Below are 14,223 nucleotides of genomic sequence, written 5' to 3' on the forward strand. Positions count from 1 at the left end.
ACATAAAATGAAACTATCACATATTTTGTTTTCTGCAATTGCTGCGACAACCTTAGCGGCTTGTGGAAACTTAAGTAAAGTTAATGATGACGGTACATCAGATAACCTTGTGTGGCCAAAAATTGAGGATTCTACATTTAATCATAATGGTAGCCAGTATGGTTCTTGGCCAAATTGGGATAATGTGAGAATGATTGAGCGTGGTATGAATAAAGATCAAATTTATAATTTAATCGATCGTCCACATTTTGCAGAAGGGTTATTTGGTGTTCGTGAGTGGGATTATGTGTTTAATTACCGTGAAAATGGCGAGCATAAAATCTGTCAATACAAAATTTTATTTGACAAAGATATGAATGCACAAAGTTTCTTCTGGTATCCGAATGGTTGTAATGGCAGTTTATCTTTCAGTTTAAAAGGTGATGTCCTATTTAATTTTGATAAAGATCAGCTTTCATCAAAAGGATTAGAAGTGATTGATAATGTGGCTGCACAGCTTAAATCCGCTGGAGCAAAAGAAGTCAAAGTTTCAGGACATACCGATCGTTTAGGCTCGGCAGAATATAATTTGCAGCTTTCTAAACGCCGTGCAGAGCGTGTTAAGGCACGTTTAATTGAGCAAGGTGTTCAGGCTAATATTGAAGCTATCGGTTATGGTAAGGAATATCAAGTTAAATCTTGTGATAACGTAACGGGTCAAGCGCTAAAAGAGTGTTTACGCGAAAATCGTCGTGTAGAAATTTCTTCGTCAGGAAAATTAGTAAAACAGCAAGAAAATTCAACGCAGGGTGGACCTATTGGTCCAGCACCGCTTTATGCAAAATAATCCACTGTTTTAGCTGTTAAAATGAAAAAAAGCTGATCTCAATATTGAGGTCAGCTTTTTTATATGCTCATTTGGGGCTATTTATCATTCGGTTTAATTGCCAATAAATTACAATTTAATTTGCTGATAACGTGTTCAGCGGTGTTTCCAAGAAAAGCCGCAGAAAGCCCGGTTCTACCGATTGTGCCTAGCACCACCATTTCTGCCCCTAATTCTTTTGCCACTTCAGGGATAATATCTTCTGGGAAACCTTCTCTAACGTGGGTGTGATCTTCATCAATATTGAAATGTTGGCGTAGGGCTTTCATATTGAGCAAGTATTGTCCGCGAATACTATTACTGTAATCAGCCGCACTAAATTCAGGTAAGTCGATTGCCATATTGATTGGTGTTGGTGGATAAGCGGTAACAAGGTGTACATTTCCGCGTTCTAAGCTATCGGCTAAATCAATACCTAGTGTCACTAATTCATTATTCAGTAAGCTATGATGCTCTTCGTCATCAGACACATTGACCGCAACTAAAATACGGCGTTGATGTTTCCAATCTCCGTCCTTTACGATCATTATTGGAGCGGGGCATTTACGTAATAATTGCCAATCCATCGGGGTAAAAATAAGTGATGTAATGCTTTCTTCTTCCTGTGTATATTTCACGACAAGATCGTAGTGATTTTTTTCCACTTCTTCCGCGATGGCTTCCGCTTCATTACTATGCCAAACAACCTTTGAATAAAATTCAATATTTGGATCGGCGTATTTTTCTAAATAAGGCTTAATGACTTTTTGGCGTTGTTCAATAACACCTTGGTGCATATTTTCACGTTCTTCTGAAGAAAGCAGCGCGGACATTTCGTAAGATAAATCATAAACCGTCATAAACGTGGTAATGTTTACTTTATTTTCACTTTTTTGTTCTTTGACTAAACGCACCGCACGAGCAAGGGCATATTGCTTTTCATTTTCAGGATTTAACACAACCAAGATATTTTTAAATTTCATAACAACCTCCAAATGTTGGCTAATTGGCTTATAGCATAGAAAAGATTGGCAAGAATAACAAGTTAGTGTGGAAAAAAACGTGATCTAGTGCAACATATTGTTGCACTAGTTGCGTGAAAGCCAATTAGCTGACCATTTGAATACGCGTTTTGGTTACTCCTGCTAATTGGGATAACTCTGCCATATTATTTATGGTTATATATTTTCCTTGAACCGAGAGCATTCCTGACTTTTGGAAACGTCCTAGCAAACGGCTAATGGTTTCAACGGTTAAACCTAAATAATTGCCAATATCGCCACGCGTCATCGTTAAACGGAACTCTCGTGCAGAGAAACCACGAGCCGAGTAACGACGAGAAAGGTTATGAATAAACGCCGCCAAGCGTTCTTCGGCATTCATTTTAGACAGTAAGAGAATCATTTCTTGATCACTTTTAATTTCATTACTCATTAAACGCATAATTTGTTGGCGTAATTTGGGCATTTTGCCTGATAAGTCATCTAAAATATCAAAAGGGATCTCGCAGACCATTGCGGTTTCTAAAGCCTGTGCAAAACTTGGATGTTGCATATTCATAATTGCGTCAAAGCCGACGAGATCACCGGGCAAATGGAAAGAGGTAATTTGTTCCTCACCTGTTTCACTAATCGTATAAGATTTAATCGTGCCAGAACGAATTGCATAGAGAGAATGAAGGGAGTCGCCTGCTTTAAATAAGACTTGAGATTTTTGGATCGGTTTTTTGCGTTCGATAATGTTATCAAGCTGGTCTAGTTCGTGTTCATTTAATGTGAAAGGAATACAGAGTTGGCTGATACTACAATCTTGGCAGTGAATGGCACAGCCGCCGGATTGAACACGACGCCCAATTTTACTGTCATTAGCTAAAATTTTCATTTAATCCTCAAATAACTCGGTAAAGCAGAAAAAATCATATAAAATTGATCTAACGCAAGAAATAATACCACTAAATGGTAAAATTAAGAAGTTTTAAATAGTTAAATAATTGTTAAGGAAATCCTAATGGCCACTGAAAAGCTAACAAAAAAACGTTTAATTCAAATTATTTTAATGCTTTGCATACTTCTTTCCGCCTTTTTCTACCGCACTTGTCATTATCAACAAATCCAAAGTGCGGTGGAAAATCAGCAAATTTTGGACAAAGAAAAAGCCAGCGAATAACTGGCTTTATACTGATAACTAAGCGTGATTAACTGCAAGTTTGGCAAGGTCTTTATCCACAAGGAACAGGCCTTTGCCGTCATCGCCGAGAAGATTCAGTTTATCTAAAATACCACTGAATAATTTTTCTTCTTCGTGTTGTTCTGCCACATACCATTGTAAGAAATTGAATGCAGAGAAGTCTTTTTCTTCAAAGGTTTTTCCAACTAATTCATTGATTTTACTGGTAATTAATTTTTCATGTTGGTAAGTGGTTTCAATCACTTGTTTTAATGAACTAAATTCGTGCGGTGGTGCATCAATTTCACTGATGATTGGCAATGCCCCTGTTTCAGTTAAATAAGTGAATAACTTACGCATATGTTGCATTTCTTCCGCTGCGTGAGCAGACAAAAATTGTGCTGCACCGTCAAAACCTTGTTGTTCGCACCAAGCGCTCATTTGTAAATATAAGTTTGAGGAATAAAATTCCAAATTCATTTGATCGTTTAATAATTTAATCACGTTGTTTGATAACATTTTTTTCTCCTTTTATTCTGATTATTCTAATGTAGCTAAATCGCGGTCGATGTAGTAAAGCGAGCGTCCGTCTTCACCAACCAAATTAAATTTATCAATAATGCTACTGAATAATTTTTCTTCTTCGTGTTGTTCTGCCACGTACCATTGCAAGAAATTGAAAGTAGAGTAGTCTTTATGCTCAAAGGTAACTTCCACCAGTTCATTGATTTTTGCGGTAACAAATTTTTCGTGTTCAAGCGTGATCTCAAAGACTTCTTTTAACGATTTGTAATCATTTTTTGGTGCTTCAATTTTGCCTAATAATGGCATACCGGTTGTTTCATTTACATAGGTGAATAATTTTTGCATATGCATCATTTCTTCATCTGCGTGGCGTAGCAAAAAGGCTGCTGCGCCTTCATAGCCATTTGCTGAGCACCAAGCGCTCATTTGTAAATACACATTGGAAGAATAAAATTCCAAATTAATTTGTTCGTTTAATTTCTTAATAATCGCGTCTTGTAACATAGCCACTCCTTTCCTTAATGATTAACTAGACTGGGCATAGTTTAACCAGTTTTTTCTTTTTTGCAACTAAAAATATTTATAAGTTATTAATTTTAAAAGGAAATTTTAATAATAATTATTCTATTTGAGAGAATCATTCTTATTGCTAAATATTAAAAAGAAAAGTGCGGTAGAAATTGAATGGATTTTTCAGCCTATATAGAAGATACAGGCTGAAAGTGAATAATTAAGCAAGTGGAATGCTGGAAAAAAATACTAACAAAATTGGCGGTACTATATTCGTTACAAAGCCGAAGCTAATCGCCAGTGGGACAACTTCAATGCCGCCAGAACGTTGAATAATGGGCAAGGTGCAATCTAATGCGGTTGCACCAGCCATTCCGACTGCGGTAGAGCGATACTTAAACATAAAGAAGGGAATAATAAATAAACTCAGAATTTCCCGTGAGAGATCATTAAAAAATGCGATACTGCCAAATACCGGCCCCCAAGCATCATTGATCACAACGCTAGAAAGGGAATACCAGCCAAACCCAGATGCAATGGCTAAACCTTGCGTCATTGGTAAATCAAGGACATAAGCGGAAATGATACCGCCTAGCAAGGAAGTAATAATAAAAACAATCCCCGTATAAATGCCACGCTTATTGAAGATCACCTCACGTAACGCAATACCATTATTACGCAGTTGAATGCCGACAAAAAAGATCAACAGAACCAAAGCATAAGTACTTGTACTAAAAGGAAAGGCGAGCCATTCTTTGGTCAAAATCCCCACCATAAAACCAATCAATACCATTGAGCAAAGTTTGGCACTATCCAATAATAATCGCCCACGGGAAGGTAAATCTTTGCCCAAACGTTTAAGTGGCAATGGGTAAAGTTTGTCATAGAGCATTAAGCCAATAATATTGCAACTTTGAATGATTAAAGCAAAGCTAAAGGCAGAAATGCCAATTAACGGTAACGTGTTGGCAAGATCGTCTAAATGCCCTAAAGATACGCCCATAATGAACAAAATGACATAAAGCAGAAGCATTACTATTTGGTTTATACGCTGTAAAAGTGCGGTGTTTTTTGTCTTAAAAAAATAGCCTAAACACATGGGTGCGAGGACGATAAGTAATCCTTCAAACACAGTTTTTTCCTTAAAATGATGAAATTATTATGCTATTTTACGCAAGTGAGATAAAAATACAAAGGAGCGATAATGTATTTGCGTCAATTAGATTTGGTGGGATTTCGTGGCATAAACCGCCTTTCGCTTACTTTACAACCGAATATGGTGTTGATTGGTGAAAATGCTTGGGGGAAATCCAGTTTATTGGCAGCGTTAAGTGTCATTTTTAATAACGAGCAACGCCTTTATCAATTCCAATCAACGGATTTTTATCAAGACGAAAAAAATGCCTCTACGGTGAAAGAAATTACCCTATTATTTACCTTTAGCCTTCACCGTGAAGCAAAATCCTTAGCGCATTTTCCTTATCCTCAACTTGCCGTTTTTGATGATGAACCTTATGCTAAAATTTATTTTCAGATTATGGGGGAAATGCGAGGCTCCGAGATTATCACCACCTACCATTTTTTAGATGGGGAAGGGAAAATACTTAGCGTAGAAGACCCAGAACAAATGGCAATGGCATTAATTGCACAACATCCTGTTTATCGTTTTCGTGATGCAAGACGTAATTCCCCCTCTGATGCTCAACCTCTCTCGGCATCACCTTGGTTGGGTGACCCTAAGCTTAATCGCGAAATTCAATCCACGTTGTGCTTACTGCAACATTATTTTCTCAATCGCATTATGTCAGCAGAATTAATGCAAGATACCACCGCACTTTGGAATGATGTGAAATCGCTTTGCCTGAAATTGCGCGAAAAACAGCATCATTCATTACGCCATATTTTATTTCAACAATTAAGCCAATTATTTGTTTCTGCCAATGAATTACGTGATCTTCATCGCTTACGGCCGATTATTTTATTTGAAGATCCAGACGCCCGTTTGCATCCTAGAATGGTGGCGATTATATGGGAATTAGTCAGTTATTTACCCATTCAACGTATTACCACTACAAATTCTGTGGAATTGCTCTCACAAATCCCTTTGCAGGCGATTTGCCGTTTAGTGAGGGGCAGTGAACGCACACAAGCTTTTCAGCTTTCACATCAATTAAATAAAGAGGAATTACGCCGTTTAAGCTTCCATATTCGTCATAACCGTAGTCTTGCATTATTTTCGCGAATGTGGCTGTTGGTGGAGGGAGAAACGGAAGTTTGGATTTTAACAGAATTGGCTGATCTACTTGGTATTGATCTTGCGATGGAAGGCATCAGGATCGTAGAATTTGCGCAGTGTGGATTGCGTGCTTTAATTCATTATGCCAAAGCGATGGGAATTGAATGGTATGTGCTAACCGATGGCGATGAGGCAGGTAAAAAATATTCAGCAACTACGAAAAGTCTCTTGAATGAGAATGAATCACCCGCAATGCGACTCACCTATTTACCGAAAAAAGATATTGAACATTTTTTCTATTATGCCGGGTTTGAGCGAGTGTTTATTCGATTAGCGCATTGGCAGGAAAGTTCACAGAAATATTTGGTTCATCGTATCATTCAACGTGCCATACAACGCACATCAAAGCCCGATCTTGCCGTGGCGTTATCTGATGAGATTAAGCAACGTGGTGTGGAATCCATTCCTCGTTTGTTTAAACAGCTTTTCACACGTGTATTAATTTTAGCACGTTCATCTTGAGGAATAGGTAAAAAATGGCAAGCAAATAAGTTAAGTGGAGAAAGAAAAGTAGAGAGAAAACGGGGAGAAAAAAGAGAGAAAAAATACACGGCAATGAATGCCGCGATATTTCACTTATTTATGCGAAACGGGAAGCTTAATTTCCCTCACTTTCATCGTAAAGCCATCAATCAGCAATAATCGTCCACATAAATTCTCGCCAATTTTCAACCGCACTTTGATTGCTTCAAGAGCTTGCATTGAGCCAATAATCCCCACCATCGGAGCAAGCACGCCGGTTTCCACACAACTTAGCGGCGCATTGCCAAAAAGTTGGCTGAGTTGGCGATAAGTCGGCGTGTTTTCTTCATAGGTGAAAACGGAAATTTGTCCTTCCATACGGATTGCTGCCCCCGAAATAAGTGGCGTTTTGCTTTGCTCACAACAACGATCTAGCTGATTCCGTGTTTCTACGTTATCGGTACAATCTAGCACCACATCGACATTTTGTAATAACGCAAGGAGCGCGTCATCCGTTAATTGTTGATTGATTGCGTCAAGATGCACGTGTGGATTTAAGCGTTGTAAACTGAGCTTAGCGGATTCCACTTTGGGTATTGCAAGACGGCTATCATCGTGTAGCACTTGGCGTTGTAAGTTAGACAAAGAGACGCGATCAAAATCCACTAAAATTAATTTGCCAACGCCCGCGACAGTTAAATATTGGCTTGCAGCACAGCCCAAGCCTCCCAAGCCCATAACAAGCATTGTGCTATCTTTCAATGTTTCTTGGCCATCAAAATCAATGGATTTCAGTACAATTTGGCGATTGTAACGCAGTTCTTCTTCCGCAGTGAGTTCGATCATAATTAGCCCAACAATTCATTAAAGGGTTCAATGGTAACCATTTCACCGGCTTTCACATTGCCTCGTTCTGCTTCTAATACAATAAAACAGTTGCTTTCAATAAACGCACTAAAGAGATGAGAACCTTGAAAACCAATGGCTTTGACTTCAAGTTGTCCTTGTTCATTGAGACAATAAAAACCGCGTTGAAAATCTTTGCGACCGATGCCCTTTTTCAGATTTTCACTGGCTATCGCCTTGAGTTGTTGTGGCGCTTGCCATTGGCTATATCCACTGAGTTTTGCGATAGCAGGCTGTACTAACTGATAAAACGTAACGAATGCCGAAACGGGATTTCCCGGTAAGCCACAAAACCACGCTTTTTCGAGTTTACCGAATGCAAAAGGTTTGCCGGGTTTCATCGCGATTTTCCAGAAATTGACCGTGCCAAGTTTTTCTAAAATATTTTTTGTGAAATCTGCTTCACCGACAGAAACCCCACCGCTGGTAATGACTAAATCTGCTTGCTCTTGTGCTTGTAAAAAGGCTTTTTCAAATAAGGCTTCATCATCAGGCAAAATGCCGAAATCTAAAATTTCACAAGGCAATTTTTCGAGCAATAATTTCACCGTAAAGCGGTTGGTATCGTAAATTTTACCTTCACTTAATGGTTCACCTACTGGCACTAATTCATCACCCGTAGAAAGAATAGCGACTTTTAAACGCACAAATACAGGCACTTCAGCAATACCTAAAGACGCAAGTAAGGGTAAAGAAAGTGCGGTGAGTTTTTCGCCTGTTTTTAGTACCACATCGCCTTTTTTCACATCTTCACCAGCACGGCGAATATTTTGCCCTAATTTGGGGATTTCATTGAAGGTTACCGTGCCGTCTTCATTAAGTTGCACATTTTCTTGCATGACCACGGCATCGGTACCCGCTGGGATCATTGCGCCTGTCATAATTCGTATTGCATTTTGTGGCAACCACTCACCATTAAAAGGGTTACCTGCAAAGGCTTTGCCCGCAACGTTTAACGTATGTGATTGTGCAAGATCCGCAAGACGCACCGCATAACCGTCCATTGCAGAGTTATCAAAAGAAGGCACGTTAATTGGAGAGATAATATCGTCCGCACAAATACGTTGGCTCGCTTGCGATAAGGGGAGCGTTTCACATTGTTGTGGTAAAGGAAGTTGATCTAACATCTGTGTTAGCGCTTGTTGAAGGCTAAGCATAAATTGTCCTTTTGTCTGCTTAAATATTTTCTCATTCTACTCATTTTTTTCATATAAATTAACTATTATTCTCATTTTATTATTGTTTTAGACTTTGATAGAATAGCCCAATTTAAAATTTGGAGAGTAGTCAATGAATAAAATTTCACCTGAGGCAGAGAAAGTTCGTCAGGCATTAGTGAGCAAAGGGATAGAAACCCCGATGATTACCACACAACTTACAAAATCTCAACGTCGAGAAGGCATTGAGCAACATATGCGTGAGGTAATGAAATTGATCGGTCTGGATTTGCGTGATGATAGCCTTGAGGAAACCCCCGTTCGTTTAGCCAAAATGTTCATTGATGAAATTTTTAGTGGCTTGGATTACGCCAATTTCCCGAAAATCACCAATATTGAAAATCGAATGAAAGTGAGCGAAATGGTGTTGGTGAATGACGTTACGCTAACTAGCACTTGTGAACATCATTTTGTCACCATTGATGGAATGGTGTCTGTTGCGTACTATCCGAAAAAATGGGTAATTGGATTATCAAAAATTAATCGTGTTGTGGCGTTTTTTGCCCAGCGCCCACAAGTACAAGAACGCCTAACTGAACAAATCTTACTGGCTTTCCAAACCATTTTAGAAACAGAAGATGTGGCAGTGTATGTTAAAGCCACTCATTTTTGCGTGAAATGTCGAGGTATTAAAGATACCAATAGTTATACCGTTACCTCTGCATTTGGTGGCGTATTCCTTGATGACCGAGAAACAAGGAAAGAGTTTTTGAGTTTAATTAATAAATAATTTTAGAAAAAAAATAGGGCGAAAGGATTTCGTCCTATTTTTAAGTACAATGACTTATCTTATTAATTCTTCAATCAAATCATCAATGGCTTTGCATAATAATGTGCGATCGTGGCGGTAGGTGACATCGTCTGCACGTAATCGTCTTGCAATAAGGGTTAAACCTTCATTTTTCTGTGCTGGTTCTAAGCCATTTTGAACAATTGCGCCATCAATAATATTTTTCCCTACCGTTTCGTTAATCCAATTTATCCGATCTTGTAACGACAATGCCGCAGAAGGACTATGCTCAACCCCAAGATTATCAATGAAAATTTTCTTAGCTTGACTGTTTCTCAATGCATCAATGATTTCAGGTAATAAAATCGGTGGCATTATGCTAGTGAGAAAACTCCCCGGTCCAAATAAAATAATTTCAGCCTGTTGAATGGCTTGTATCGCTTCGGGCGTTGCACTGACAAGGGGAACAAGAAAAATAGAATTGGGGATTTCAGTTAAATCATCAATTTCGACTTCACCAACCACGCTTGAGCCAGAGGGAAGTGACGCAGCGAGGTGTACAGGGGTTTCAGACATAGGGATAATGAATGATTTTACATGTAAGAGATCGCGGATTAAATTCACCCCTTCAGTTGGGCGAATATGCATATTTTCTAACGCTTTAAGCATTAAATTGCCGAGATTATGACCTGCTAATTCCCCACTTCCTGAAAAGCGATATTCAAATAATGCAGAAGCAGTGCTAGGTTCTGTGATAATTTGATTTAAACAATTACGCAGATCACCCCAAGCAATCCCGCCTTGCTGCCGCCGAATTCTTCCTGTCGAACTGCCATTATCTGTGGTGGTAACGATACCAGTAAGGCGTTCTTTCATAAAACTCAAGGCCGACATTACGCGTCCAAGTCCGTGTCCTCCGCCAATAGCCACAATTTTATTTATTTTATCTAAGTTTTCATGACGGCTATGTGGTGTTAAATCACTCATTATTTTTCCTTAAATAGGTGAGGGTGAGACGGATGTTAAGTATAAACAAATTTAAACAAAAGTGCGGTGTAAATTTTATAAATTTTCGTTATATAAAATATTATATAATTGATTTATAAGTAAAAAAATATCCCCTTTTTTGATATAGATCTCATTCTAGGTATAGCTTAAATTCGCTTAAACCTTTAGAATAAAGAAAATTTTCGCATAACTCCGAGCTTGTTTGCCTACGTTTTATTTAACGATGAAATAAGGTAGCAATGCCAGTAATACAATGTTGTATTACTCAGGGATACGTTGGAAACGGCTTATCCTCTCTCATTTTAGAAAGGTGTCTAATGCAAACAATTCCCATAAAGCAGGTGGGAGAAACGCGTCTTATAGATGGGTTTGCTCGCCAATATTATTATCTGCGCTTATCTATTACAGATATGTGCAATTTTCGTTGTAACTATTGTTTACCCAATGGTTATCAGCCAGAGCCAAATAAACCGAGCTTTCTTACTCAAAGTGAAATTGTTCGCTTGGTGCGTGCTTTTGCTCATCTTGGTACGGAAAAAATTCGTATCACGGGCGGTGAGCCGACCTTACGCAGAGATTTCCTCTCAATTGTAGAACACATTCAGCAAGTTGAACATATTAAGCAAATTGCGCTCACAACAAATGGTTATCGTATGGCAAAAGAGGTATCAGCTTGGAAACAAGCAGGAATTACGTCCATAAATGTGAGTGTCGATAGCCTTGATGCTAAAATGTTTCAACGTATTACCGGGGTAGATAAATTTGCTGAAATTATGCAAGGCATTGATCGTGCTTTTGAGGTGGGATACCGTAAGGTAAAGGTAAATGCTGTATTAATGAAAAATCTGAATACCCAAGAATTTGGGGCGTTTCTCAATTGGATTAAAGATCGCCCCATTCAAATGCGATTTATTGAATTAATGCAGACGGGAGAAATGGATCAATTTTTTCAACGCTATCATCTATCTGGGCAAATTTTAGCTGATCAATTACTTGAGTCCGGTTGGCAATTACAACCGCGTGGTTATTTAGATGGCCCTGCTAAAGTGTTCAAACACCCCGACTATCAAGGGGAAATCGGTTTAATTATGCCTTATGAAAAGAATTTCTGTACAAGTTGCAACCGATTACGAGTGTCCGCAAAAGGTAAATTGCATTTATGTTTATTTGGTGAGGAAGGCATTGAATTACGTGATTTATTGCAGTATGACGAGCAACAGCCACAATTAGAAGCACGTATATTTTCAGCCTTACAAGGAAAACGGGAACATCATTTTTTACATAATGGTGATAGCGGAGTGCGTAATCATCTTGCCAGCATTGGCGGTTAATAAAGGAATAACGATGACCACATTTACTCATATTAATAACAATGGCGAAGCCAATATGGTGGACGTTTCGGGCAAACAAGAAACGGTTCGTGAAGCAAGAGCAGAAGCTTTAGTGACAATGTCACCCTCTACTTTGCAAATGATTTTGTCAGGCCAACACCACAAAGGTGATGTTTTTGCCACTGCGCGTATTGCTGGGATACAAGCGGCAAAACGGACTTGGGATTTAATTCCATTATGTCATCCTTTATTACTTTCAAAAGTGGAAGTCTCTTTAACTGCCTTACCTGAGTGCAACCAAGTGCGTATTGAAAGCCTATGCAAATTAACGGGCAAAACAGGCGTGGAAATGGAAGCACTTACCGCAGCAAGCGTGGCAGCCTTAACCATTTATGATATGTGTAAAGCGGTGCAAAAAGATATCGTGATTGAACATATTCGCCTTTTAGAAAAGTGCGGTGGAAAATCTGGCCATTTTTTAGCAGGAAAAACAGAATGATTAAAGTATTATTTTTCGCCCAAACACGAGAGTTAATTGGTGTTGATGAGATCGAAGTAACAGGAAAATTTGCCAATGCAGAAGCATTACGCCAACATTTAAGTGCCAAAGGGGATAAATGGGCATTAGCATTAGATAAAGAAAAACTTTTAGTTGCGATTAACCAAACATTGTCTAATCTTGAAAGTGCAGTACAAAATGGTGATGAAATTGCCTTTTTCCCACCAGTTACAGGAGGATAAGATGGCAGAAATCCAAATAGCTGTACAAACTGCACATTTTGATCAAAATGCAGTTTATCGTTGGGTGTCTGCGCCGAATAATGTTGGGGCTGCCGTGATTTTCGTAGGAAAAGTGCGAGAAATGAATTTAGGAGATAATGTATCCAGTTTGTTTCTAGAGCATTATCCTGCAATGACCGAAAAAGCGTTACGTGAAATCGTGGAAGAAGCCTGTTCCCGTTGGCAGTTATTGCGCGTGGCTGTCATTCATCGTGTTGGTTTATTGCATACGGGTGATGAAATCGTGCTTGTTGCAGTCAGTTCCCCTCACCGTGGTGAAGCCTACCAAGCAAATGAATTTATTATGGATTTTCTGAAAAGCAAAGCGCCTTTTTGGAAAAAAGAGCAGACAGATAAGGGCGAACGCTGGATTGAACATCGAGAGAGTGATCAGCAGGCGTTAGATAAGTGGTAAAAGCCGCATTTTTGATAAGTTTTTTATTTACTTAAGTTGTTCTAGTTAAGGCATTCTAGTAAAAATTTGTATTTTTTTACTATTTTTACAAAAAAACACTTGCAAAGATTTTCGAGATGTCTATAATACGCCGCACACAACGACGCGACGTTGTAGAACTGAAGATGATACAAATCGCGTCGTTCTTTTTTGCTCTTTAACAATCAATCAGACAATCTGTGTGGGCATTCGTTGATTTTCAAAAAGATTTAAAATTTAGAAATCAATGATGCTTAACTTGAAATTCGAAAAGAATATAACGTTATGTATTCATTGAGCGAGATTAAACTGAAGAGTTTGATCATGGCTCAGATTGAACGCTGGCGGCAGGCTTAACACATGCAAGTCGAACGGTAACGGGTTGAAAGCTTGCTTTCGATGCTGACGAGTGGCGGACGGGTGAGTAATGCTTGGGAATCTGTTTTATGGAGGGGGATAACCATTGGAAACGATGGCTAACACCGCGTAATATCTGAGGATTAAAGTAGTGGGACCGCAAGGCCACTAGCCATAAGGTGAGCCCAAGTGGGATTAGGTAGTTGGTGGGGTAAAGGCCTACCAAGCCTGCGATCTCTAGCTGGTCTGAGAGGATGACCAGCCACACTGGGACTGAGACACGGCCCAGACTCCTACGGGAGGCAGCAGTGGGGAATATTGCGCAATGGGGGGAACCCTGACGCAGCCATGCCGCGTGAATGAAGAAGGCCTTCGGGTTGTAAAGTTCTTTCGGTGATGAGGAAGGTTGACGTGTTAATAGCACGTTGATTTGACGTTAGTCACAGAAGAAGCACCGGCTAACTCCGTGCCAGCAGCCGCGGTAATACGGAGGGTGCGAGCGTTAATCGGAATAACTGGGCGTAAAGGGCACGCAGGCGGTAAATTAAGTGAGATGTGAAATCCCCGAGCTTAACTTGGGAATTGCATTTCAGACTGGTTTACTAGAGTACTCTAGGGAGGGGTAGAATTCCACGTGTAGCGGTGAAATGCGTAGAGA

At 39.3% G+C, this 14,223-nt stretch carries 16 protein-coding genes, 1 rRNA gene and 1 riboswitch (1 of these 18 cut by a window edge); of the genes, 9 read left to right on the forward strand and 8 right to left on the reverse strand.

Annotated elements, in window-relative coordinates; translation table 11 throughout:
- Nucleotides 1-7: 7 nt before the first annotated feature.
- Complete coding sequence (locus L4F92_RS05095) at nt 8-826, forward strand: OmpA family protein (RefSeq protein WP_250364453.1); 819 nt, start codon at nt 8-10, stop codon at nt 824-826.
- A 77-nt stretch (nt 827-903) separates the two neighbouring features.
- On the opposite strand, the gene uspE is transcribed toward L4F92_RS05095, so the two are convergent.
- Nucleotides 904-1,827 (reverse strand): universal stress protein UspE, encoded by a 924-nt coding sequence (gene uspE, locus L4F92_RS05100; RefSeq protein WP_250364454.1) that lies wholly within the window; start codon nt 1,825-1,827, stop codon nt 904-906.
- 124 nt (nt 1,828-1,951) lie between these two features.
- Nucleotides 1,952-2,725, reverse strand: coding sequence for an FNR family transcription factor (locus L4F92_RS05105; protein ID WP_250364455.1), 774 nt, complete (start codon nt 2,723-2,725; stop codon nt 1,952-1,954).
- A 126-nt stretch (nt 2,726-2,851) separates the two neighbouring features.
- On the opposite strand from L4F92_RS05105, the gene L4F92_RS05110 reads away from it, so the two are divergent.
- On the forward strand, nt 2,852-3,010 hold the full coding sequence (locus L4F92_RS05110) for a hypothetical protein (protein WP_250350433.1): 159 nt from the start codon (nt 2,852-2,854) through the stop codon (nt 3,008-3,010).
- A gap of 18 nt (nt 3,011-3,028) precedes the next feature.
- Here the strand turns inward: L4F92_RS05110 and ftnA (L4F92_RS05115) are convergent, their stop codons facing one another.
- From ftnA (L4F92_RS05115) to L4F92_RS05125, 3 genes are all read right to left on the reverse strand, one after another.
- Entirely contained in the window at nt 3,029-3,529 is a 501-nt protein-coding gene (gene ftnA, locus L4F92_RS05115; protein ID WP_250350432.1) for a non-heme ferritin, read from the reverse strand.
- A gap of 21 nt (nt 3,530-3,550) precedes the next feature.
- Complete coding sequence (gene ftnA / locus L4F92_RS05120) at nt 3,551-4,039, reverse strand: non-heme ferritin (protein WP_115249686.1); 489 nt, start codon at nt 4,037-4,039, stop codon at nt 3,551-3,553.
- Between the two features lie 226 nt (nt 4,040-4,265).
- Nucleotides 4,266-5,177 carry a lysine exporter LysO family protein gene (locus L4F92_RS05125; protein ID WP_250350430.1) on the reverse strand — a complete coding sequence of 304 codons (912 nt, stop codon included), beginning with the start codon at nt 5,175-5,177 and terminating at the stop codon, nt 4,266-4,268.
- 72 nt (nt 5,178-5,249) lie between these two features.
- On the opposite strand from L4F92_RS05125, the gene L4F92_RS05130 reads away from it, so the two are divergent.
- A complete protein-coding gene (locus tag L4F92_RS05130) occupies nt 5,250-6,803 on the forward strand; it encodes a DUF2813 domain-containing protein (protein WP_250364456.1) in 1,554 nt (517 codons plus the stop codon).
- Between the two features lie 114 nt (nt 6,804-6,917).
- On the opposite strand, the gene moeB is transcribed toward L4F92_RS05130, so the two are convergent.
- The gene (moeB, locus tag L4F92_RS05135; protein ID WP_250364457.1) at nt 6,918-7,649 is read right to left on the reverse strand and encodes a molybdopterin-synthase adenylyltransferase MoeB; all 732 of its coding nucleotides are present in this window, start codon (nt 7,647-7,649) and stop codon (nt 6,918-6,920) included.
- 2 nt (nt 7,650-7,651) lie between these two features.
- On the reverse strand, nt 7,652-8,866 hold the full coding sequence (gene moeA / locus L4F92_RS05140) for a molybdopterin molybdotransferase MoeA (RefSeq protein ID WP_250364458.1): 1,215 nt from the start codon (nt 8,864-8,866) through the stop codon (nt 7,652-7,654).
- A 133-nt stretch (nt 8,867-8,999) separates the two neighbouring features.
- Between moeA and folE the strand changes: the two genes are divergently transcribed.
- Nucleotides 9,000-9,656, forward strand: coding sequence for a GTP cyclohydrolase I FolE (gene folE, locus L4F92_RS05145; protein WP_250364459.1), 657 nt, complete (start codon nt 9,000-9,002; stop codon nt 9,654-9,656).
- Between the two features lie 54 nt (nt 9,657-9,710).
- Here folE and L4F92_RS05150 read toward each other — a convergent pair whose 3' ends face one another.
- A complete protein-coding gene (locus L4F92_RS05150; RefSeq protein WP_250364460.1) occupies nt 9,711-10,643 on the reverse strand; it encodes a gluconeogenesis factor YvcK family protein in 933 nt (310 codons plus the stop codon).
- Nucleotides 10,644-10,842: 199 nt separating this feature from the next.
- Nucleotides 10,843-10,993, forward strand: a riboswitch (molybdenum cofactor riboswitch).
- Between L4F92_RS05150 and moaA the strand changes: the two genes are divergently transcribed.
- The 5 genes from moaA to L4F92_RS05175 form a co-directional block, all read left to right on the forward strand.
- Nucleotides 10,982-11,995 carry a GTP 3',8-cyclase MoaA gene (moaA, locus tag L4F92_RS05155; RefSeq protein WP_250364461.1) on the forward strand — a complete coding sequence of 338 codons (1,014 nt, stop codon included), beginning with the start codon at nt 10,982-10,984 and terminating at the stop codon, nt 11,993-11,995. (Overlaps the previous riboswitch by 12 nt.)
- A gap of 13 nt (nt 11,996-12,008) precedes the next feature.
- Complete coding sequence (gene moaC / locus L4F92_RS05160; protein ID WP_250364462.1) at nt 12,009-12,494, forward strand: cyclic pyranopterin monophosphate synthase MoaC; 486 nt, start codon at nt 12,009-12,011, stop codon at nt 12,492-12,494.
- Nucleotides 12,491-12,736, forward strand: a complete 246-nt coding sequence (gene moaD, locus L4F92_RS05165) for a molybdopterin synthase sulfur carrier subunit (RefSeq protein WP_250364463.1) — start codon at nt 12,491-12,493, stop codon at nt 12,734-12,736. The genes moaC and moaD overlap by 4 nt, the downstream gene beginning before the upstream one ends.
- A gap of 1 nt (nt 12,737) precedes the next feature.
- Nucleotides 12,738-13,190: a molybdopterin synthase catalytic subunit MoaE gene (gene moaE / locus L4F92_RS05170; RefSeq protein ID WP_250350422.1), complete on the forward strand. Its 453-nt coding sequence runs from the start codon at nt 12,738-12,740 to the stop codon at nt 13,188-13,190.
- A gap of 324 nt (nt 13,191-13,514) precedes the next feature.
- Nucleotides 13,515-14,223 (forward strand): 16S ribosomal RNA (locus L4F92_RS05175) (it continues 835 nt past the right edge of the window).

The sequence above is a fragment of the Avibacterium sp. 21-595 genome, assembly GCF_023611905.1.
In the GTDB taxonomy this organism is placed as follows: domain Bacteria; phylum Pseudomonadota; class Gammaproteobacteria; order Enterobacterales; family Pasteurellaceae; genus Avibacterium.